The organism is Lishizhenia sp. (assembly GCF_033720595.1).
Lineage (GTDB): Bacteria > Bacteroidota > Bacteroidia > Flavobacteriales_D > Crocinitomicaceae > Lishizhenia.
In genome coordinates, this window is sequence record NZ_JAWWCF010000010.1 from 1 (window position 1) to 21,940 (window position 21,940).

A 21,940-nucleotide genomic window follows, 5' to 3' on the forward strand; every position below is an offset into this window, starting at 1 on the left:
GGGAGGTGTAGGACCTCCCTTTTTTTTGCTCTATACTATTTGAAATTCAACTTAAAGTTTTATTTCTTCTTCTTCGTTGATGGGTTTTCTAAAGATGATTTGACCATCGATTAAATCCATAACAACATTTTGACTCGTATCAATTCGTCCTGCTAATATCTCTTTTGATAAAGCATTCAAGACTTTTTTCTGAATTACTCGCTTAATAGGTCTTGCTCCAAAGTGTGGATCGAAACCTGTATCGGCGATATAGTCAATAGCATCTTGTTTGAAAACAAGGTTGATATCGTTTTTCTGTAATCGCTCTTTTAATTGCATCAACTGTATATCAACGATACTAATTACATCAGCTTTAGATAAAGGAGTAAAGAGAATGGTTTCGTCAATTCTATTTAAAAACTCTGGACGAACACTGTGTTTTAAAAGGTTGAACACTTCGCGTTCTACTTGTTCCTTTGTTTCCTCTTCTGTACCTGGAACCATAGCATCAAACTTCTCTTGTATTATGTTAGACCCCATATTGGTTGTCATGATAATAATTGTATTCTTGAAGTTTACCAACCTACCTTTATTATCTGTTAATCGACCATCATCTAGTACTTGTAATAAGATGTTGAATACATCAGGGTGAGCTTTTTCTATCTCATCCAGCAATACGATAGAGTAGGGTTTTCTTCTTACGGCTTCAGTAAGTTGTCCACCTTCATCGTATCCAACGTAACCCGGAGGCGCTCCAACCAATCTACTCACACTGTGCTTTTCTTGGTATTCACTCATGTCAATACGCGTCATTGCTAACTCGTCGTTGAACATGAATTCGGCTAACGCTTTGGCTAACTCTGTTTTACCTACACCGGTTGTACCCATGAACAAGAAAGATCCAATTGGTTTGCGTTCGTCTTGTACACCCGCTCTACTGCGTCTTACAGCATCACTAACGGCTTCAACGGCTTCTGCCTGACCAACGACTCTTTTTCTTAATTCATCTTCTAATCTCAATAATTTTGAACGTTCAGACTCTAACATTTTTGAAACAGGAATTCCCGTCCATTTTGAAATAACATCGGCAATTTCAGAAACGTCAACTTCTTCTTTAATCATTTTAGAATCAGCTTGTAGTTCAGCCAATTTCTTTTTATTGTTCGCTAAGCTTTCTTCGGCTTCTTTAATACGACCGTATCTAATCTCGGCTACTTTTCCGTAATCACCACTACGCTCAGCTTGTTCTGCTTCTAGCTTAAATTTCTCAATGTCTTCTTTGGCTTGTTGGATATTGTCGATAATGTCTTTTTCCGACTTCCATTTCGCCATGAAATTATCTTTCTGCTCAGTAAGGTTGGCTAATTCGGCAGAGATAGATGCTAGTTTCTTTTCATCCTTCTCGCGCTTAATAGCCTCTCTTTCAATTTCAAGCTGCATAATACGTCTTTCAATCTCATCTAACTCTTCTGGTTTAGAATTGATTTCCATACGCAGTTTAGAAGCAGCCTCATCTATAAGGTCAATCGCTTTATCTGGTAAATGTCTATCAGATATATAGCGTTGAGAAAGTTCTACTGCAGAAATAATTGCAGCATCTTTAATCATAACCTTGTGGTGGTTTTCATATTTCTCCTTAATACCTCTTAAGATTGAAATAGCATCTTCTGTAGAAGGTTCATCTACCATTACAGTTTGGAAACGTCTTACTAACGCCTTGTCTTTTTCAAAGTATTTTTGGTATTCATTCAGTGTGGTAGCACCAACGGCTCTTAACTCACCTCTAGCTAAGGCAGGTTTTAGTATGTTGGCAGCATCCATGGCTCCTTCGCCACCTCCGGCACCTACCAAGGTATGTATCTCATCGATGAATAATATGATTTCTCCAGCGGATTTTGTTACCTCTTTGATTACTGATTTTAATCGTTCCTCAAATTCACCTTTGTATTTAGCTCCGGCAACCAAGGCACCCATATCTAAAGCATAAACTACCTTTGATTTTAAGTTTTCCGGAACGTCCCCAGAGATTATCCTGTGGGCAATACCTTCGGCAATGGCAGTTTTACCAACACCCGGCTCACCAATAAGAATAGGATTGTTTTTGGTTCTTCTGGTAAGAATTTGCAACACCCTTCTAATCTCATCATCTCTACCAATTACAGGGTCTAATTTCCCTTCTTTGGCCATTGCGTTAAGGTTGTTGGCAAATTTATCTAAGGACTTGTAAGTTCCTTCTTGACCTTGTGATTTCACACTGTCTCCATTTCTAAGATTCATGATTGCAGCTTTGAGTTCTTTTTTGGTAATTTTTTGATCCTTCATCAAGTTGGCCACTTGATCAGATCCTTCTAAAAGTCCCATGAACAAAATTTCTAAACTGAGAAATTCGTCTTTGAATTCATTCATGAGTTTAAATCCCGCAGTAACGGCTTTGTTGGCATTTTGACTTAAATACACTTGTCCGCCCGATACCTTAGGATAGGATTGAACAATTTGTTGATTCAATTGCTCAAATACTTTTGCATTTATATTGAGTTGCTGTAGAAGGAAAGGAAGAACATTTTCATCCACCTTAAACATGGAACTCAAAATATGCCCAGTTTCAATAGCTTGGTGTCCCAACTCTGTTGCCATTTGCTGAGCCCCACCTATAACTTCTTGGGTTTTTGTAGTTAATTTATTTATATCCATTGTGATGTTCTTTTTTCTCTCTTCTCGTCAAATTTGAATCCAAGTGATTACGAAGTGTGTTTTTCGGTAAATATGGCAGGGAAGTGTTGTAGAGGCTGACGTTTAGTCAGTTTATTTAAGTTAGATAAGACGATTTTACATACTTTTCAAATGATATATTTGCAATATGCGTCCAGAAGAAATTATGCGTCCTTTGAACTTGCCAAAAGTTCCTTTAAAACTTACTCGCAAAGAGGGAGTAGTTTACGTATGGGATGCTTTTCGAAAAAAGCAGTTGGTGCTCACACCAGAAGAGTGGGTAAGACAACATATTTTGCTGGCCATGGTGAACCACGCTGAATACCCCTTGCATTTAATAAGTGCAGAACACGCTTTAAATATAAATGGGTTAACACGCAGGTGTGACGGAGTTGTATTTAAAAATGGAAAACCAGCAATGATTGTGGAGTGTAAAGCTCCCCATATTGCCTTAGATGAAAAGGTGATGCACCAAGTTGCGCAATACAACTTTAAATTACAGGTAGATTACTTATTACTCACCAATGGTTTGCAAACTATAGTCTGTAAAATAAATTCCAAAGGGCAAAAGTTAGATTATATTCAAAACATTCCAAAGTTTTCAGAATTATAGAAGTACGAGTTCTTTACTTTATTTTTTGTAGAAATAGAGGAGGAGCAAAGGGAGTATAAAGAGATCAGCAACCACTGCAGAAACTAAGGTTATACTGATCATCAATCCCATGTAAACTGTTCCCAAGAAATCTGAGAATATCAGTAATAGAAAACCCGAACAAAGGATGATAGAGGTTAAAATGATAGCTCTTCCTGTACTTAAATAACTTCTTTTAAGTGCATACAAAACACTTCTTCCTTTGTTGAGTTCGAGTTTAAACTTACTCAAGAAATGAATAGTATCATCCACCGCAATACCAAAGGATATTGTATACACAATTGCCGTGGTTATTTTCAACTCAATTCCGAAATAACCCATTACTGCAGCAATAAGTACAAGGGGTAATATGTTGGGGATAATTGAAATGACGACCATCTTCAGATCCTTGAACAAAAAGCCCATAATTAGGGCTACAACAAGTGTTGCTAAGAGCAATCCTTTAACTAATGAGCCTGACAAGTAAGACATGTTTTTATCCAAAATATGGGCAGTACTGGCCAACTTGTATTCAAATTTAGAATCTGGAAATTCTTCATCTATAAATTCGAAAAATGCTTTGTTTCTACGCGTGGTTTCAATGTTTCCGAGGTCTGCTAAAGTACCCGAAATTCTAGTCATTTTTGAGGTACTGTCTATTAAGCGAGACAAGAGATGTGTTTTACTCTCGCTAACTTTTAATTGACGCCTGTAGCTATTAATGGTCTTTTGACGATTGGGAACTTTATAATAAGATGTATCACCGGCATGAGAAGATCTGTTGGCAATAGAAAGAACAAAGGGAAGGGATAATCTAATATTCACCCCATATTCTTGTTTTAAGTATTTATCTACCGCCGTGATTTCTTGCAATGCATCCTTTTCAAAAAAGTTGAAATTTGAGTGGGGAGCTTCTATGGCTAATTCAAAGGGACGAACACCTCCGAAAGTAGTATCGAGATAATTGAAGTTTTGCTTCATTACAGAGGAAGCTTTTAAATCATCCATCAAATAATTGTCTTGTTTTAAAAGAGAAGCTCCATAACCACAAATCAGTAAAAATAGAAGGGACGTAAGCGCTATCCATTTTCTGTTTTTAAGCGTGAATGCGAAAGATTTATGTAAAAGAGAATACCAATTTTTCCCACCAGCTTTTCTGTTTACTATGGGTGGTGTTTTTGTGTAGTAAAACAATATAGGTAGCAGTGAAAAAGTTAAAACAAAGGCTACAAAAACACCAATTCCTGTGGCCATTCCAAATTTTTGAACTGGTTTTACTTCTACCAAAAATAAACTGAAAAAACCTACTGCCGTGGTAAGAGAAGTGAGGAAAGTGGCTAATCCAACCTCGTTAAAGGTCGTTCGAATTGCTTTGTTTTTAGACATTCCCTGTCTGAGCAGTTCTATGTATTTGGATACAAAGTGAATAACATCAGACATGCCTACAACGAACATAATAGAAGGTAAAACGGTGAGTAGGATGTTAATGGGTTCATTGAGCAAAGACATAATTCCCAATATCCATATAAGGGAAAGTACGATGACCAGTAAGGGAAGGAGTAGGCCCCATAGAGAACGGAAAGCTAACCAAAGAACTATAATGATAAGCAAGACACTTAAAGCTAAGAAGAAACGGAGCTCAACCGTCATTGTATCTATGTAAAACTTTTGACCGATGACGCGGCCAGACATCCTAACTTTATCAAAAGTAAAGTTTTGTGCAATGCTGTCAATTTCACCATTAATTCTATCACTTTTGGCTTTACTCAGGTAATTTTGGTGCTGAACAAGAATAGCTACGGCTTTTCCATCCTTACTCACTAAACTATTGATTAACTCCTCATTTTCATAAATGTTTATAGAATCCTTTGGTAATAATGAATCTTTCCATCCGATGTAAGGACGTTGACTCGTTTTACCGTTTTTATAGATAAAAAATTCCTTTTCGTTACTAATCGCGCGGGTTGATTCTACAAGATCAAGCCTTTGAATACTCTTTCTAAAAGCTTCTAGTTTTTCTAGAAAGTTTAAATTGAAAATTCCGGCTTGGTTTTCTACAGAAATTAGAATGAAATCGTTGTCGGTAGAAAAGTTCTGACGATAATTATAGAAGTAGTCGGCCTCGCTATCATTTGCGGGAAAAAACTCTTCGAAGTTATAATTGAATTGGAGTTTTGTTGCTTGGTACGTGAATAAAACCGTTAGCAAAGCGATACAACCGCAAATAACAAAAGACAACTTTTTAAAGGAACTCGAGCCAACCTTTTTCATTTAATATTCGTTTGTGAAAACAACAAAGCTAAGGTTAAAATGTTTCAATTATAGTCTTAGTTATAGTAAATAAGATTTAACGAAGAAATAATTATATTTGTTCAAAAGAATAAAACAACCTTGATATAGATGAAAAAAATTACTCTAATTGCATCATTATTACTAACAACTGGTTTTGTAGGTGCTCAAATTAATCAATCAGATGAGCCTGCTGTAGGGGCATCGATGAATTTATATATTATTGATTCTGTTGCACCAGAATATGAAAATGTTACGGGAACAGGAGTAACATGGGATTACAGTACATACGGAGGTTATGGTGGAACGAATGTGAAAACACTGGAGAATTTAGACCCAGCTACAACAGCGCATGCTTCAACATATCCATCCTCTACTTCTGCACTTAGCTTGCAAGATGGACTTACACGTTTTACGAATTCAACTACTGCAGGAGCGAGTTCTCAAGGATTTGTTTTTAATGAGGTAACTTTTGGTGAAATGCGTTTAGTATTAAATGTAGATGAAGCTGAAATTGCAACTTACCCGATGAATGTTTCAGATCAAGTTGTTGATGCTTATGCAGGAACGTTGTACTACAGTTTTAATGGTATTCCTACAAGTTCTGCTACAACAGGAACTGTTACTACAACCTTTGACGGTGAAGGAACCTTAAAATTAGCCGACGGTAATGATTTTACGAATGTGAAGAGAGTTACTACGGTAGATACATCAGTTGCTACTATTGCTGCAATTGGTTCTACTTTAGAGTTAATTAGAAGACAGTATGATTACTACGATTATTCAACAAGTAATTTACCCGTTTTCAGTATCGTATACTTTAGAATTAAAATGCAAGGAGCTACGAATCCTTTATCTGAATCTAAAGTAGTTTTATCATCTATTTTGCCAACAGGTTTTGTAGGTGTTGAAAATACGGATTGTAAGACTTGTGAAACAAAGGTTTATCCTAACCCTGCAAACAACAACTTAAATGTAAGTGTTGAGGAAGACGCTAGAGTAAGTGTTTACTCTATGACGGGTCAAATGATTACTTCAAAAGATGTAAAGAAAGGAGCAACAACAAAGTTTGATGTTTCTGAATACAACCAAGGAGTTTATTTAGTGAAAATTGAAGGAACTAACCTACGTAAAGTAGAACGTGTGGTTATTCAGTAAGAAAAATATACTTAAAGATAAAGGGATGAAGTTTTTTCATCCCTTTTTTTATTTTTGATATTATGAAGAATTTTAGTGTTACGAGTACAAGTTTAACCAGTCAGATGAACAATAGACAAGTGTTCAATGATTTTGGTTTGTCGGGTGATAACTTATCACCTCAACTTTCAATTTCTGGAGTACCAGAGGGTACAGGAAGTTTTGTAATTATTTGTCATGATGCGGATGCACCAACTCCTTCAGGCTGGTGGCATTGGTGTGCATTTAATATTCCAAGTAATTGTGTAGAGATTGAGGAGGGGGGAACAAACCTCCCAGAGAGCCTAGTTGAGACAAAAAATGATTTTGGATCATATGGTTATGGCGGTGCTTGTCCACCTCAAGGGCATGGAGATCATGCCTATAATTTTACCGTTTATGCAATAAAAGAAAGAGAACTGAATTTAGATAAAGAAACGACGCCAGCAATGGTTATGTTTATGATAAAGGACAGCATCTTGGCTAAGGCTAGCCTGGTGAGTTATTTTGGAAGATAATTTTTCTAATGCGTGCAATAAGTAATAGTTGGAAACGTTTTTAAAGAAAGAACCAAAAACACATCGCGTATGTTAAACAGATACAATTCCACTATTGCTCCAAGGTCTAAGGAGTTGAAACAAGGACCAAGTAAAGAATGTCTAGAGTTTATTCTGAACTATAGCAAAAGCACAGAGCTTAAGAAAAGTAAAAAAGAAGGATTAGTTTTATTTTTAAACTAATAAAAAAGGAGGCTAAATTTAGCCTCCTTTTTTTGTTTATTGTTTTACTAATCGTTTTGTAATTTTTTGATTGTTGACCAAGAGTTCAACTAAATAAATTCCTTTCTGATAACTACTGATATCAATGGTGCTACCTTGCTCATAATTATCAATCGTCTGTATTAGTTTACCTTCTACACTGTAAATGTTTACTTTGGTTTGTAAAGGTGCTCCATAAAGTGTAATTGATTCAGAACTTGGATTTGGAGCCAGGGTTATTTGTGGTTCTAATTCTTCATTGTCTACACCAACATTACTTTTAATGTTAATACAGTAGTCTTCTACTTCACCCCAAAAGTTTTGCCCGTAACAAGGAGTTGCTGTAGCTGAACTTCCAAAAATCATAAATCTTACTCGGGTTCTCCCTAAAACAGCATCTGTAGGTATCGTTACATTTTGGGTAACCTGCAAATTACTTGAGAAATCTAGCACTAATTCTGAATCTTCGAATGTACCATTTTGGTTCCAATCTATCCAAGCTAATAAATCATCAGTGAATGCTCCTCCAGCGTATCCGGGTTTGATAGAAAACGGATAAGTGTTCCCTGGGTGAAGTGTTACTCCAGTGTTTTCAGTTGGTCTATATCCGTCGTTATCTCCTGAGGTTAAACTGTAGGTATTGATTACAACTTTATCTATCCACTCGTATTGCGTGTTTCCATTATCCACAGCACAATAAATCATGTCTGTACAAGCTCCACAACCTGAAGTTTCAAATTGTTCGATGGCAGAATTTGCAGAATTACTATCTGCACATGTGGTACTCATTTGAACATCGTAAACTGTACAGCTATCAAGTCCTGTCAATGAGTAGGGGGAGCTGACATTGTTTACTGTTGTCCAAGCTCCTGTACCTTCCATCGCATATTCTAATGTATAGTCAGTTCCAACGGTAACGGATGGCCAAGTAATACTGACATTATTATCTCCTAGAACATCTATCATAGCTTCTGGAGCATCACAACATCCATCGGTTGTAAAGTAAAGCGTATCCGAGTAGTTACTCAAATTTCCAGAACAATTTCCTGCAAATCTTACCAAGTAGCTGGTACAGTAGTTTAAATTGTTAAGGGTGACATTGCTTCCCGTAAAAGCAACAGAATCCCAAGTAGATGTTCCTTGTTCTTGGATGTATATAAAATTGTCCGGACTAAAACTTCCTACGTTAAATTCAGCATTACCACCAACATTACTAACAAGAGAAGAGTTATATGGAGCAATACAACCACTACCACAATTTGCCATAATTTGAAGGATCATGCTGTTTACATTCATTCGCCCTCCCGTAACACAATCGTTGGCGAGAGAAGCAACAGGGTCTACCGAATTTAATAAGTTTAAGCGAACATAATCTGCCCCGGATTGTGGGTTGTTAGCGTAGATTGCCGCAAAAGAGGGGCAAGGAGCAGAATAGGCGAGGGCTATTGCACCGGCCACACAAGGAGAAGCAAAACTTGTTCCGGATGTAGTGGTGTAACTATTTGTTCCAGAAGGTAATAATACATTTTCTCCCGGCGCTGCTAAATCTATGGTAGTAGCTCCATATCCAGAGAAGGTTCTCTGATCATTGTGATTTGTAGCTGTTACAGAAATCATGTAATTAGATCCGCAGGCAGTAGGCATGTCTCCACCTGTATCTACATTGAAATTTTGATTTGTAGTTGCACCACAGTTTAATATTCCATGTATCCCCAATGTGTCATAATAAGCACACCACAAAGGGTAATTGGCTGGATCTGCACCATCAATTCCCCAAGAAGCGTTGGTTGAAACCACAAAAGCACCCGTAGCACCTGCTGTTTGGTTGTATAATTTTCTTTGAGTTAAGGGATAGTCATAGGCAGAAATAACACTTGATTCTGACATATTGAATCCTGAGATTAACATCATCTGTACTGTATGATTTACCCCTGTAGAACCAATTCCATTGTCTGCTGAAGCACCGATCATTCCCATTACTGCTGTACCATGGTTACCTGAAGAATGAGTGTCTGAATTCAAATTTACATTCCATCCATTGATATCATCGATATACCCGTTTCCGTCATCATCAATATTGTTGTTTGGAATTTCGTGAGGGTTATGGTAGATGTTATTTACTAAATCAGGATGATTCATATTCGCACCTCCTCCTTCTAAAACACATACCACGATGGTATCTCCAGAAGCCGTTAAACCTCCAGTAGTGATATCCCAAGCGTCTGGAGTATCTATATCATTGTCTACAGTACCACCAGTTTGTCCTGTATTTTTGTGGTGCCATGTACTGGCAAAAGATGGATCTGTTGGAATAGTTTCTCTTTCCTTAATGAAGTGATTGTTTTGTAGGTTGATAACACCTTTACACGCTCTTACTTTAGCCATTGCCTGCGCATTAGAAATTGTTGCATCCGGCCAAACTAGTAAGTAAATACTCATGTTTTTGGACAGCAAACTCATGTCGGTTTGGGTGAGGCCTTGTTGACTTAATTCGTTTTGAAAGCTGTTAAGGTTGGTGTTTGGTTGGAGTTGAACGAGTAGTTGTTGTTGCTCGAAAGGCTTTTCTTGAGCCTGAGCTAAAAACAAAAGCGAACAACTCACAATAAGGGATATTACAAATTTCATAGGGTTTACATTTTGCAGTATAAATTTAAGGATAAAAAAGTGGGGAATAAATATTAATGTTTACTTTTGTTTAGATTTAATCTAAATAAAATGAAGTTAGAACATCAAGAGCGCACATCCTTACTACCAAATCAAGTATTTACTGTGGAAGCGACTGATTTTTCTATTTGCTGTGGTAAGAAAAAATGTTGTAAGAAGTATAAAAAGAAGGGTAAGCCGTGTAAGAGCTGTCCAAAGTTTTAAAACTCAAACATTTTTCTTTCGTCTAAATTTGGCAGGTAACATTTCTGTTTGCTCAGCTTTAGTCTGTGCTTAGCAATCCAATTATAGACGAAATCGCGTATTGGTTTAGGTACGAACAAAGCGATTGCACATAGATTTACAGGAAACTTTAGATGCATAGCTAATCGTAAAACTGCGCTCGATTTACTGTATAGTTTATCTTCAGTTAAGGTATAAATCGTTGATAAATCTGAAAGATCGATATTGTAAATCTCTAGATCGCTTTTCGCTTTTGATGATTGAAGCGGAATAAACTTATAATTGTTATGTTTTCTGTTTTTAAGAATAAAAGCAACGGAAGCATTGCAAAAACCACAATCTCCATCATAATATATTCGCGTATTTTCCACTTGATAAAGGTACTTAAAAAGCCTTTAAACTAAGTGCTAAAGTCCCTTTTTGTAGAGCAAGTAACTATGCGTTTTTACAGGAAGCTCTAGGTTTTTAAAATGTAAAGCAAGTTTTGCTCGATGATGGGAGCTGTGTTGTAGCAAATCAAAAATTAAATCTTCGATAGCATAGTTTTGAAAATTACCTAAAGTATCTTCTATGGTGTAATGACTTTGTTCATTATCTAATATAGATTGCGTTCTTATGTAATTATCGTGATGAAGCGCTTCAAAATCATAAATGGCAAAACGATCCCATAATTCTGATTCATGTTCTTCGGCCAGTAAGGATTGGTTAAGTTGGTGGTGATAGTTGATGATATGCGACATTTCTTTTTTGATCGCGCCATTGATAAAATCATCGTGTAAACAAATATGGCGTGACCAATCAAGGTTACACGCCATATCGTATGCTAATTTATCTTTTAAAAAGGACTTCAAATCGCTAAGATTAAAGTGCTTTTAATTTGTTGATTGTTGCATTTGGATCTTCAGAGTTGAAAACAAAGCTACCCGCTACCAATACATCGGCACCTGCTTTGATTAATGCTCCGGCATTGTCTGCATTTACACCACCATCTACCTCGATAACAGCGTGAGAACCTCTTTTGTGAATCAGGTTAGACAATTGCTCTACCTTCCAAATGGCATTTTCAATGAATTTCTGTCCACCAAACCCAGGGTTTACAGACATGATTAACGCCAAATCGATTTCTTCGATTACATTTTCCAATACTTCAATTGGTGTGTGTGGGTTCAAGGCAACACCGGCTTTCATACCTGCTGCTTTGATGGCCTGTATTGTTCTGTGAAGGTGCGTACAAGCTTCGTAATGTACCGTTAAAATTTCAGCCCCTGCCTCTTTAAATTCTTGGATATACTGATCCGGATTATCTATCATTAAGTGTACGTCCAATGGTTTTTTAGCGTGTTTGTGAATCGCTTTCATCACTGGGAAACCAAAAGAAATGTTGGGTACAAAAGAACCATCCATAATGTCAATGTGGAAATAATCAGCGTTTCCATCATTAATCATTTCAACATCTCTTTGAATGTTTGCGAAATCACATGATAATACTGAAGGAGCAATTTTATGAGCCATATCTGTTTTTAATTTGATACAAAGATAGGCTTTATTTGATTTTTTTAGGGATGCAAACTTTACTTTTCGAGATGAATTTAAGCTTGTAAGTTCAAACAGGGGGAGAAACGGTAGCTGGCTTAGCGGAAATTTAGTAGCACTTATGAAAAACAACGACCAACGGAAGTTGCTTTTACATTTAGTGATACTTAATAGGCCGTGAAGACACTTTAGTGGATGACCCGGTGCCAGGTTTTTAATTCTCTTATTAAAAGTGTGGCAGTTTGCCTTAAAAGTAAAGTGTTTAACTCTTTGTTTATTAGTGTGCTACGTTTTGTAATTGAGATGACTAGAGAAGGAGGTAACTCTAGGGCTTATTTTCATGGAAAACTAACCTTAAAATATTATCTTTGCTCCCCGATAAAAGAGAAAAATTATGTTTGATAATCTTACCGAGAAGTTTGAAAGAGCGTTTAAAGTATTAAAAGGACAAGGACAAATTACCGAAATTAACGTTGCGGAGACCTTAAAAGAGGTGCGTAGAGCGTTATTAGATGCCGATGTTAACTTTAAAACTGCTAAGGAATTTACAAATACTGTAAAGGAAAAAGCTTTAGGTAGAGATGTATTAACGGCGGTTTCTCCAGGACAATTAATGACGAAAATTCTTCACGAAGAATTAGTTAATTTAATGGGTGGAGAAGAAGTAGAATTAAAATACCAAGGTAATCCAGGTATTATTTTGATGTCGGGTCTACAAGGATCTGGTAAAACTACTTTCTCTGGTAAATTAGCCAACTTTTTAAAGAGTAAAAAAGGTAAGAATCCTTTATTGGTTGCCTGTGATGTTTACCGTCCGGCAGCGATTGACCAGTTGCACGTTTTAGGTGAGCAATTGGGTGTTGAAGTTTACTCGAACAAAGAAGAAAAGAATCCTGTAAAAATTGCTGAAGCAGCGATTCAGCATGCAAAAAGTAAAGGATTTAATGTAGTTATCGTCGATACAGCGGGTCGTTTAGCGATAGACGAGCAGATGATGAATGAGATCTCTGATGTTAAGGAAGCGATTAAGCCTACAGAGACTTTATTTGTTGTGGATTCGATGACAGGGCAAGATGCTGTGAATACGGCAAAAGCCTTTAACGAAAGAATAGATTTTGACGGAGTTGTTTTAACGAAGTTAGATGGTGATACGCGAGGTGGAGCTGCCTTAACCATTAAAACTGTTGTAGATAAGCCAATTAAGTTTGTAGGTACGGGAGAGAAAATGGAAGCATTGGATGTTTTCTACCCGAAACGTATGGCAGATCGTATCCTTGGAATGGGAGACGTTGTTTCTTTGGTTGAAAGAGCACAGGAGCAGTTTGACGAAGAGGAAGCTAGAAAACTTCAGAAGAAAATTCAAAAGAACCAGTTCGACTTTAACGATTTCTTAGGTCAGTTACAACAGATCAAAAAGATGGGTAACGTTAAAGACTTGATGGGGATGATTCCTGGAATGGGGAAAGCTTTGAAGGGGGTTGAAATAGAGGATGATGCCTTTAAACACATAGAAGCAATTATCTTGTCTATGAGTCCTGAAGAAAGAGAAAACCCAGCTGTGATTAACGGATCTAGAAAGAAACGTATTGCCAAAGGATCAGGTACAAATATCCAGGAAGTGAACAAATTATTGAAGCAGTTCCAGGATACGCGTAAGATGATGAAGATGATGAGTAACAAGAAGAACATGATGAGCATGATGAAGCAAATGAAAGGTATGCGTGGAGGTATGCCGGGAATGTAATTCTTGTTTTTAATAGTATTGAAAAGTCCTGTACACAAGTGCAGGACTTTTTTTTGTTTGGTGATTTTTGTAACTTCTAAGCACTAAAATCAACCTTATGAAAAACCTAACAATTAAACATTGGGCGGAAGACGATAGACCGCGAGAGAAAATGATGCTGAAAGGCAGAGGTGTTTTGAGTAATGCAGAGCTCATCGCTATTTTAATCGGTTCCGGTTCTCGTCAGAAAAGCGCCGTAGAATTAGCTCAAGAAATACTTAACTCCTCACAAAACTGTTTACATCAGCTTTCTAAATTAACGATAGAAGAACTCCTACGTTTTAAAGGAATTGGAAGGGCAAAAGCCATCAATATTTTAGCCGCTTTAGAATTGGGAAGAAGGCGAAAGAGTGAGGAAATAGTAGAGCTGGTACAGGTGAATAATAGTAGAAAAGCTTACGAACAAGTGGCCCCGTATTTAATAGATTTAGAGCATGAAGAGTTTTATGTTATAGCCTTGAACCGATCCAACAAAGTAATCAAATTACAATGTGTATCGAAGGGTGGTAGAAGTGGAACGGTAGCTGACGGTAAAGTGATCTTTAAGTTCTTGGTGGACCACAATGCTACAGGGGCTATTTTTGCACATAATCACCCTTCCGGAAATTTGAAGCCAAGTCACGAAGATATACGTATGACCAAACGTTTGGTAGAGTTTGGTAGACTGATTGATTTAGAAATACTAGATCATTTAATTATTGCCAACAATAGTTATACTTCAATGATGGATGATGGCTTCATATAATTGACATCAGATGGCCTAATTAACTGAGATTTCCTTATTTTTGGTCGCGTATGAAAAAGAAAGTAGTTACCATAATCGGAGCACGTCCGCAGATTATTAAATCTTCGGCTATTAATAGAGCAATTCGAGAAAAGTTTGCTGATCAATTGGAAGAAATCATTGTACATACAGGTCAACATTACGACGAAAATATGTCCAATGTATTCTTTGGAGAGATGAATATTGCGGCTCCAAACTACAACCTAGCTATAGGTTCTGGTTCTCATGGTGTACAAACTGCAGATATGTTAAAGGGGATAGAAGAAATACTTATCAAAGAGAATCCTGATGCTCTTTTAGTATACGGAGATACCAATTCAACTTTAGCAGGGGCAACCGCTGCAAGTAAAATGGGGATTCCCGTAATACACGTAGAAGCTGGGTTACGTTCGTACAATAAGGCTATGCCCGAAGAAATTAACCGTGTAGTTTGTGACCACCTTTCTACCTTATTGTTTTCACCAACAGATAGTGGAGTAGAAAATTTGGTAAAGGAAGGTTTTGATGCTGAAGCAAAAATGCCATTTACCGCAGATAACCCAAAGGTGTTTAAATGCGGTGACGTGATGTACGACAACAGTATGTATTTCGCTGAATTGGCAAAGGAAAAAGCTACAGTGTTGAAGGAGCACAACTTAGTACCCGGTACATTTGTGCTGTGTACGATACACAGACCCTCTAACACAGACAGTCCCGAAAGACTTACCGCAATCTTTGAAGCTTTATTAGAGGTTGCTCACCATGGAAAAGAGGTGGTTTTACCCTTGCATCCAAGAACACGTAAAATGTTGGCAACAAGTCTTAGACCAGATGTCTTGGAAGAGGTGGAAAATACAGATACCTTAAAGATTATTGATCCAGTATCTTTCTTTAATATTACTGCTTTAGAGCAAAACTGTTTGTTTGTGATTACAGATAGTGGAGGCTTACAGAAGGAAGCTTTCTTCTTTAATAAACCCTGTGTAGTTTTGAGAAAAGAAACAGAGTGGGTAGAGATAGTGGAAAATGGAAATGCTGTTTTGGCCGATGCAGATCCTAAAAAAATAAAAGAAGCAGCCTTTCGTTTTATGGAAGGTGTTGATATGGAATTTCCTTCTTTTTATGGAGATGGTCATGCAGCAGAATTTATTTGTAAAGAAATAATAGCGTTGAATTGATAACCATATATTCGGATAGTATAACTGAGCGCTTGTTGTTCGTATTAGCCTTTATTTTTGAAGATAGAGGAGTGGACTATGAAGTAATCAATGATTTTAAGAAATATCAGGCTATGGAAGGTCCAAAAGTCTGTTACTCTGATTATCCGGATGCAGAAGGTTTTCAAATCTATCCTTCTAAACTACTACTAGAGGAAAGTATAGATGAACAAATAGAACAGAAAATAGATTATGTTGAATGGCAAGGTATTCAGGTCTTTTCTTTTGAAGGAGTTCCTGATCTTCTGGCCTCTATCTTTTATTTTATTTCAGATTACACCAATCAAATTAACAAGGAAAGAGATGAGCATAACAGAGCTTTAGGTTCGCTTTCTTTGGCTGCGCAATACCAATTGAACGACAAGTTAATCGCCGAACGTTGGAGCGAAGCGTTTCTGGATCTACTCCTAAAAAATGGTTTTGAATTTACGGTTCAAAAACTCTCTTTTAAATGGATTCCCAGTTTTGATATAGACAATACTTTTGCTTACAAGCTAAAGGATGGATTGCGTTCTTACTTGAGTAGAATTAAAGACCTTGTAAAACAGGATAGAAGGCGTAAAATTGAACGTGAATACGTTTTGAGTGGGGATAAGAAAGATCCCTACGATACTTTTGATTATATCGTTGGACTTAAGGAATACGGTGTAAACCCTATTGTTTTTTATCTTTTGGGTGACTATGGTAAGTACGATAGAAATATTGCATGGAATGATATTCGCCACCAACGCCATATCCGAAATTTGAGTAGGGAAGTGGAGGTGTATTTACATCCGAGCTATAAGAGTAATTATGAGTTTTCTCAGTTGATGGAAGAAAAGCGTAGACTCGAAACAATAATTCTCAAAGAGGTAGAAAGATCGCGTCAACATTTTTTAAAATTGGTTGTTCCCTACACCTATAATCAAATGATGAAAGCGGGTTTTAAACACGATTATTCAACGGGTTATGCAGATCTCTATGGTTTTCGACTGGGCACAGCGCGTCCTGTTCATTTCTTTGATCTAAAAAAGAATTATCAAAGCGAATTAGTTTTGCATAGCATTGCATATATGGATGGAACCCTGAATCAATATTTAGGGTTTACAATTCCTGAAGCCAAATTAGTGGTGCAACAATTATTCGAAGAGTGTAAGCGTTATGGAGGCGAATTTATTTCGCTCTGGCACAACGAAACCTTGGGTGATTACGGAATTTGGAAAGGATGGAGAGAGGTTCACGATTTAATGATAGAATTAAATAAAGATGCATAAGACGCTATTAAAAGTTATCAGCTCAGATATATCCTTGGATTACACTTCAAAATGTGTTTTTGTTGGGAGTTGTTTTTCTGAAAATATATCACAGCGCATGAAACAAGCAGGTTTAATGGCAGAAAGCAATCCGCTGGGCGTGTTGTTTAATCCTATTTCTGTAGCCAATGCATTGAACAATCATGACGTGATTCTTACTCAAAATGCCTTCTTAAAAAAGGACAATATTTTTCTCAATTGGCATGCAAATTCAAAGGTTTATGGCGTTGATGATTTGGAAGTGTTTCAAGAAGAATTAAAATTGAATTTACAGGAATTCAAAGAAAAATTGAGTTCTGCAGATGTGCTTTTTGTAACCTTAGGAAGTGCTTTTGTATATAGATTTTTGGAGGATGATATACGCGTGGCTAACTGTCATAAAGTTCCACAAAAGAAATTCAATAAAGAGTTCTTGAGTGTGTCTGAGATGCTTGTTGTTTGGAAGGAAGTTCTCAATCATTTACATACCATGAACCCTAAATTGAAAGTCGTTTTTACAGTGAGTCCTGTAAGGCATGTGAAAGATGGCTTGGTGGAAAATAACAGGAGTAAAGCTCGTCTTTTTGAATTGATCAGTAGGTTAGAGCAGGAGGGAGCTTATTATTTTCCTGCTTATGAATTAGTAATGGACGAGTGCAGAGATTATGCTTATTTCGAAGCGGATGGAGTGCATCCTAATGCTTTTGCCATAGATAGAGTTTGGGAATATTTCTGTGCCACTTATTTTAGCACAGAAACGCAGGGTATTATGAAACAGTATTTAGGGTTTCAAAGCTTTTTCAGGCATAAATCATTACATCCCGAGAGCGTTAGTAGTCTTAAAGCTATGCAACAACAAAAAGAAAAATATGCGGACTTCTTGGAAAAGCATCCGTTTATCAATACAAAAGAATAACAGTAATTATAATTCATAAAAAAAGCCCCGATAAACATCGGGGCTTTTTGTTGTGTTGTTGTTTGTTAGTAATATCCGTAGTATCTAGAATTTTCGTCTAACTCACTTGATGCTCTCGGGTGATCTTTCAATTCGAAAGCTTCTATTAACTTTTGCATCTGCTTATCTAATTCCACTGTTTCGAGTAGTTTTCTCGATTCTGTATACACTGGGAAAGCCTTCACGCCATTCGTGTTTTTAATCTCAGGTGTATCCTTGTCTTTTTTCTTCTCGAAATTAGCAATGGTATAAGATTTAATGTACCATTCATCTTTGTTCCAACCTGTTTTTTCTGATGTTTTGAAAAAGTAAGTTGTGTAAGATTTACCTTCAAATTCAAAATCTCTTTGTTCTAAGAAGGTAATGGTATCATTTTCTGGTTTGTATCCTCCATTTTTAAAGGCAAATGACTCAAGAATAGACTTTTGGTTTTTGTATTCTTCAGGGAACAAATCTAAACGATTAACCTCCATTAAAGCTTGGTACAGGTTGTAACGCTTATTGATGTCTTTTGCGTATTCTTCCAAAAGTTCAGTATCTACTTCGTCGTTATATTTTGCCTGTAGTGCAATGTAAGTTGTAATTACCTTATGGTCATCTAAACTTAAAAGTCGCTCAAAGAAAACTTTCATGTTTTTCTCATTTCTGAAAGGGAAGAGTAATACAATGTATTGTTCTAATTCAGAAAGTTCTCTCTTCGTGTTGTAGTTAGAACTGTAACCACCGTATCCACCATAGTATGAATTACTGTTGTTGTTGTTCTTTTTTGCCAACTGTCTTTTCAGCTCTATTCGTGCGTCATTTAACATTTGATTTCTGTACTTCTTAACGCTTTTCGTTTTCATAATTCCCTCTGTTCTAAGGTCAGTAAGTAAGCCGAAAATTGGTTTTCTGTACTCATCAATAGATTGGTAATCCATTAAACTTGGGAATAATTCTGCAGCTAACTCTAAAGTATCGTAGTAAGAAGAGAATACATAATTGATTCCTGAAGAATATGCAGATAAAGGTATGTCGTTACTCAAGAGCTCCATCATTTGTTCGGTCGCATCCTTCGTACGTTGTCTAGCAAAGAATCTCAAAATATCCGTTTGAATTTCTGAGTTTTCGTATGATTTATCGTATAAATCAACCAAGTAAGGGATTACAGTTTCATCCTCTTCCCAGAAAGATCCGATTCTGTAAATGAACTTTTCTTTCAAGAATTTTTTGTCATCCGGGAAATCAAAATGATCTACAAAAGCCTTCAAAGAATCAATATCCTCTTTCGTAAAGATTAAACTTCCGTATGACTCTAAGACAATAGAATCATTGGCACGTAAAGCAGCAAAGAATTCATCTGTTTTATCTTCAAAAATATCTCTACCAATTAAGGTGTCGGCAGGTTTGAAATTATCGAAGAATTCATCAATAAATTTGTTGCTTGCCATTGAGGTGTCTATAGTAGCTTCAAGTCTGTATTTAACACCGTGCTTGATAACATTTTTTACCTTAATGGCTTTACTACATGCCGTATCAGAGATCACCATCACGTGGTAAGGATTTCCATGTTCTATACCTCTTTCTTTAAAGCTTAAAATGTAATCATCTTCATAATATCTTTCATAATAATTCCAAATACTATCAGCGTTGTAGTACATTTCGTAGTCATGGTAACGCACCATGTTTACGCTTATCTTATCACCGTTTTCTGTGATGTACTTATTTGATTTGTAAAATTCTTCGTAAGGTTCTTTTTTATCGTCATCATCATCGTCGGCAAAACGGTTAAGGTTGGTGTTCCATTTTTTAGACATATCCAAGAAAGAAACCGTAGAGAAGTGAACAAAAGTGTCAACCATAGGTTTGTAAACACCTTCGTATTGCACAGGAGATAAGTTAAAGCTGTTGAAGTACGTTTCTGCGGTTGCATCATCCTTGGTTTTGATACCGATAAGGTAGAAATACATTCCTTGTTTAAGGGTCATTAAATGTAACTTTACATCTGATGCACTATCTATTTGAGCACTAGAGCGCAAAGTTCTACTATATCTTAATGTTCCAAAATCGCTATACGTAGCATCACCATAAACTTCTAAGTCTTCGTAAAAACGCTTTTGAATTTGTTTTAACTCAAAAGTGTCTACCTCAAACAAACGCGTATCGTTTAATTGTACTCGTTTCATAAAGTAGTAATCGTCTGTTGCAGAATTGTAAGCCTCAAGCTCTCTGTTTCCTGCATTTTTCATGTTAACGAAGCTGTAGTTATTGGGAACTTGGAAAGAGAAATCTTTGTACACACTGTTCAAAGTCACCATGTCATTATTACTCACATCTTTAAACTTAAGACTGGCAAATAACTGGTCACCATATTGCTGTGCAAAAGTCTTTTTTCCAGACAATTTGAAAATGATAACCTCCATAGGAGTTACGTAAATCTGGTAATGCTGATAATCACCATTTTTAAGTTTGTTTTTCACTTCAATCCCAGACCAAGGACCATTTGTGATGTCCTTTTTCTCTTCAATATCACCAGGGATATTTTCAAACAATAGATCACGAATCACTTCTAAATCTATGTTCTGATCATTTTTCAGGAATTGTTTAGTACTAATTCTAGTAATGGTAACAAATGCTCCATTCGTTAAATCTGTAGAAATGTAATTTGTAATGTTTTCCTGACTACCTAAGTTGAATAATTTGTCTGGAAGGTTAATTGTAAAGTATTCGTCATCTACCGTTTGAGGCGTGTACGTTTGCTCAATAAACAGTTCTTCTAATTTTTCCTGTTCATTTTCCGCTACTTCAGTTCGGTCAGAGGTGTAAGCTTTTACAGTATACCCTAAACCTCTCAATAGTTTAATCACACCTTCTTCTCCCGGTAAGTGAGCGGCACCAATTGCAGAAAATACAGAACCCGTCTTCATTATGCTATCCATAACCTCAACCATGTTGTGGTTTCTTTTGTAAAGCATATAGTCCATGTAGTGATCCGTGTGTAAACCTCTGTCTAAAGAATCTAACAGACTAATATTACGAGTACGGTAAGCCTCTTGCATGATGCTGTAGTAGTTATCATCTACTAAAAGTTTTTGCAACCAAACCTCGGGCTTGTCTTTTCTTGAATTCTCAGCGGCAATATCTACCAACATTTGAGATTCATCCAAGTCTTCTAAGGCAACGATGGTCTTATTTTGTTTTTTACCAGCTTGGTAAATGAACATGTCCAAATACGTATCCTCTTGGAAGTCTTGTCTTTGGCTACTCGAACGGTAAAGAATACCATTCAATAAGTTATTGTCGAAAGACATTAAATTACCTACCAGTTCCTTCTTTGGGTTATCCACTGAGAATCCGTCTTTATAGAATCCAGATTGACGATATCCCCATGGGCTATAGTAATTGGAATAATATCCATCTTCGTTGTAATGTTCTAACCAAGTGGAGGGGTCGGTTTCTAGTGCTACCATATCAGCACCGTTTAATGCCTCAAAAAAGACATCATCTAAACGGAAGGCGATTTTTGCACTCACGTGCATGGTACCGTAGAGGTAGGAGTTTTTTTCTAAACCATTTCCAGAAATTTCCCAAAGCAAACTTTTTTCTTCAGGAAGTTCTTGGGCATTTAGCCCCAAGGAAAGCATAGAAACAAAAGCAATAAGTTTTAATTTCATTTGAGCAGTTATTTAAAGAATTTGATCGATTATTTGAGCGATTTCTCTAACTCTATAATACTTGTTTCTCTAAATGTAACAAAGGAATTTAAATCTTAACAGTTTTTACCGGTGTAAACAGGACAATTGTGGAATAAAGGGAAGTATTCTTGAAAACTTTATCAGTTTTTAACAGATTTTTGTTGAGTTTAATCCATCTTCCAACTTGTGAAAAGTGAAAAGGAAGTTATATTTGCAAGCTGTATTTCGGGATGTAGCTTAGTCCGGTTAAAGTGCGCGTCTGGGGGGCGCGAGATCGGAGGTTCGAATCCTCTCATCCCGACAACTGATTTATTAC

At 36.7% G+C, this 21,940-nt stretch carries 15 protein-coding genes and 1 tRNA gene; 9 read left to right on the top strand and 7 right to left on the bottom strand.

All coding sequences use genetic code 11. The features are described 5' to 3' along the window. Positions 1-51 precede the first annotated feature (51 nt). Positions 52-2,670: an ATP-dependent chaperone ClpB gene (clpB, locus tag R3333_RS01535; RefSeq protein ID WP_318956813.1), complete on the bottom strand. Its 2,619-nt coding sequence runs from the start codon at positions 2,668-2,670 to the stop codon at positions 52-54. Between the two features lie 166 nt (positions 2,671-2,836). On the opposite strand from clpB, the gene R3333_RS01540 reads away from it, so the two are divergent. After that, entirely contained in the window at positions 2,837-3,301 is a 465-nt protein-coding gene (locus R3333_RS01540; RefSeq protein ID WP_318956814.1) for a type I restriction enzyme HsdR N-terminal domain-containing protein, read from the top strand. 18 nt (positions 3,302-3,319) lie between these two features. Here the strand turns inward: R3333_RS01540 and R3333_RS01545 are convergent, their stop codons facing one another. Next, entirely contained in the window at positions 3,320-5,590 is a 2,271-nt protein-coding gene (locus R3333_RS01545; RefSeq protein WP_318956815.1) for an efflux RND transporter permease subunit, read from the bottom strand. 129 nt (positions 5,591-5,719) lie between these two features. Between R3333_RS01545 and R3333_RS01550 the strand changes: the two genes are divergently transcribed. Continuing rightward, positions 5,720-6,766 (top strand): T9SS type A sorting domain-containing protein, encoded by a 1,047-nt coding sequence (locus tag R3333_RS01550; protein WP_318956816.1) that lies wholly within the window; start codon positions 5,720-5,722, stop codon positions 6,764-6,766. A 62-nt stretch (positions 6,767-6,828) separates the two neighbouring features. Beyond that, positions 6,829-7,302 carry a YbhB/YbcL family Raf kinase inhibitor-like protein gene (locus R3333_RS01555; RefSeq protein ID WP_318956817.1) on the top strand — a complete coding sequence of 158 codons (474 nt, stop codon included), beginning with the start codon at positions 6,829-6,831 and terminating at the stop codon, positions 7,300-7,302. A 258-nt stretch (positions 7,303-7,560) separates the two neighbouring features. Here the strand turns inward: R3333_RS01555 and R3333_RS01560 are convergent, their stop codons facing one another. From R3333_RS01560 to rpe, 4 genes are all read right to left on the bottom strand, one after another. Further along, a complete protein-coding gene (locus R3333_RS01560; RefSeq protein WP_318956818.1) occupies positions 7,561-10,167 on the bottom strand; it encodes a S8 family serine peptidase in 2,607 nt (868 codons plus the stop codon). Between the two features lie 239 nt (positions 10,168-10,406). Then, entirely contained in the window at positions 10,407-10,799 is a 393-nt protein-coding gene (locus R3333_RS14625; protein ID WP_413468662.1) for a thiol-disulfide oxidoreductase DCC family protein, read from the bottom strand. Between the two features lie 36 nt (positions 10,800-10,835). After that, positions 10,836-11,279: a hypothetical protein gene (locus R3333_RS01565; protein WP_318956819.1), complete on the bottom strand. Its 444-nt coding sequence runs from the start codon at positions 11,277-11,279 to the stop codon at positions 10,836-10,838. A 10-nt stretch (positions 11,280-11,289) separates the two neighbouring features. Then, positions 11,290-11,940 carry a ribulose-phosphate 3-epimerase gene (gene rpe, locus R3333_RS01570; protein ID WP_318956820.1) on the bottom strand — a complete coding sequence of 217 codons (651 nt, stop codon included), beginning with the start codon at positions 11,938-11,940 and terminating at the stop codon, positions 11,290-11,292. A 415-nt stretch (positions 11,941-12,355) separates the two neighbouring features. On the opposite strand from rpe, the gene ffh reads away from it, so the two are divergent. The 5 genes from ffh (at position 12,356) to R3333_RS01595 (ending at position 17,911) form a co-directional block, all read left to right on the top strand. After that, positions 12,356-13,705 carry a signal recognition particle protein gene (gene ffh / locus R3333_RS01575; protein WP_318956821.1) on the top strand — a complete coding sequence of 450 codons (1,350 nt, stop codon included), beginning with the start codon at positions 12,356-12,358 and terminating at the stop codon, positions 13,703-13,705. A gap of 97 nt (positions 13,706-13,802) precedes the next feature. Then, positions 13,803-14,489 (top strand): RadC family protein, encoded by a 687-nt coding sequence (gene radC, locus R3333_RS01580; RefSeq protein ID WP_318956822.1) that lies wholly within the window; start codon positions 13,803-13,805, stop codon positions 14,487-14,489. Between the two features lie 50 nt (positions 14,490-14,539). Beyond that, positions 14,540-15,685 (top strand): non-hydrolyzing UDP-N-acetylglucosamine 2-epimerase, encoded by a 1,146-nt coding sequence (gene wecB / locus R3333_RS01585; RefSeq protein WP_318956823.1) that lies wholly within the window; start codon positions 14,540-14,542, stop codon positions 15,683-15,685. Then, positions 15,682-16,977: a polysaccharide deacetylase family protein gene (locus R3333_RS01590; RefSeq protein ID WP_318956824.1), complete on the top strand. Its 1,296-nt coding sequence runs from the start codon at positions 15,682-15,684 to the stop codon at positions 16,975-16,977. Before wecB ends, R3333_RS01590 begins: the two co-directional genes overlap by 4 nt. After that, positions 16,970-17,911 carry a GSCFA domain-containing protein gene (locus R3333_RS01595; protein ID WP_318956825.1) on the top strand — a complete coding sequence of 314 codons (942 nt, stop codon included), beginning with the start codon at positions 16,970-16,972 and terminating at the stop codon, positions 17,909-17,911. The genes R3333_RS01590 and R3333_RS01595 overlap by 8 nt, the downstream gene beginning before the upstream one ends. A gap of 65 nt (positions 17,912-17,976) precedes the next feature. Here R3333_RS01595 and R3333_RS01600 read toward each other — a convergent pair whose 3' ends face one another. Further along, positions 17,977-21,603, bottom strand: coding sequence for a TraB/GumN family protein (locus tag R3333_RS01600; protein ID WP_318956826.1), 3,627 nt, complete (start codon positions 21,601-21,603; stop codon positions 17,977-17,979). 247 nt (positions 21,604-21,850) lie between these two features. Between R3333_RS01600 and R3333_RS01605 the strand changes: the two genes are divergently transcribed. Then, a tRNA-Pro gene (locus R3333_RS01605) sits at positions 21,851-21,925 on the top strand. The last annotated feature ends 15 nt before the right edge of the window (positions 21,926-21,940 follow it).

Excerpts from the sequence above, each read along its gene's own strand:
- clpB (WP_318956813.1), bottom strand. The coding sequence starts at position 2,670 with ATGGATATAAATAAATTAACTACAAAAACCCAAGAAGTTATAGGTGGG.
- R3333_RS01540 (WP_318956814.1), top strand. The coding sequence starts at position 2,837 with ATGCGTCCAGAAGAAATTATGCGTCCTTTGAACTTGCCAAAAGTTCCT.
- R3333_RS01545 (WP_318956815.1), bottom strand. The coding sequence starts at position 5,590 with ATGAAAAAGGTTGGCTCGAGTTCCTTTAAAAAGTTGTCTTTTGTTATT.
- R3333_RS01550 (WP_318956816.1), top strand. The coding sequence starts at position 5,720 with ATGAAAAAAATTACTCTAATTGCATCATTATTACTAACAACTGGTTTT.
- R3333_RS01555 (WP_318956817.1), top strand. The coding sequence starts at position 6,829 with ATGAAGAATTTTAGTGTTACGAGTACAAGTTTAACCAGTCAGATGAAC.
- R3333_RS01560 (WP_318956818.1), bottom strand. The coding sequence starts at position 10,167 with ATGAAATTTGTAATATCCCTTATTGTGAGTTGTTCGCTTTTGTTTTTA.
- rpe (WP_318956820.1), bottom strand. The coding sequence starts at position 11,940 with ATGGCTCATAAAATTGCTCCTTCAGTATTATCATGTGATTTCGCAAAC.
- ffh (WP_318956821.1), top strand. The coding sequence starts at position 12,356 with ATGTTTGATAATCTTACCGAGAAGTTTGAAAGAGCGTTTAAAGTATTA.
- radC (WP_318956822.1), top strand. The coding sequence starts at position 13,803 with ATGAAAAACCTAACAATTAAACATTGGGCGGAAGACGATAGACCGCGA.
- wecB (WP_318956823.1), top strand. The coding sequence starts at position 14,540 with ATGAAAAAGAAAGTAGTTACCATAATCGGAGCACGTCCGCAGATTATT.
- R3333_RS01595 (WP_318956825.1), top strand. The coding sequence starts at position 16,970 with ATGCATAAGACGCTATTAAAAGTTATCAGCTCAGATATATCCTTGGAT.
- R3333_RS01600 (WP_318956826.1), bottom strand. The coding sequence starts at position 21,603 with ATGAAATTAAAACTTATTGCTTTTGTTTCTATGCTTTCCTTGGGGCTA.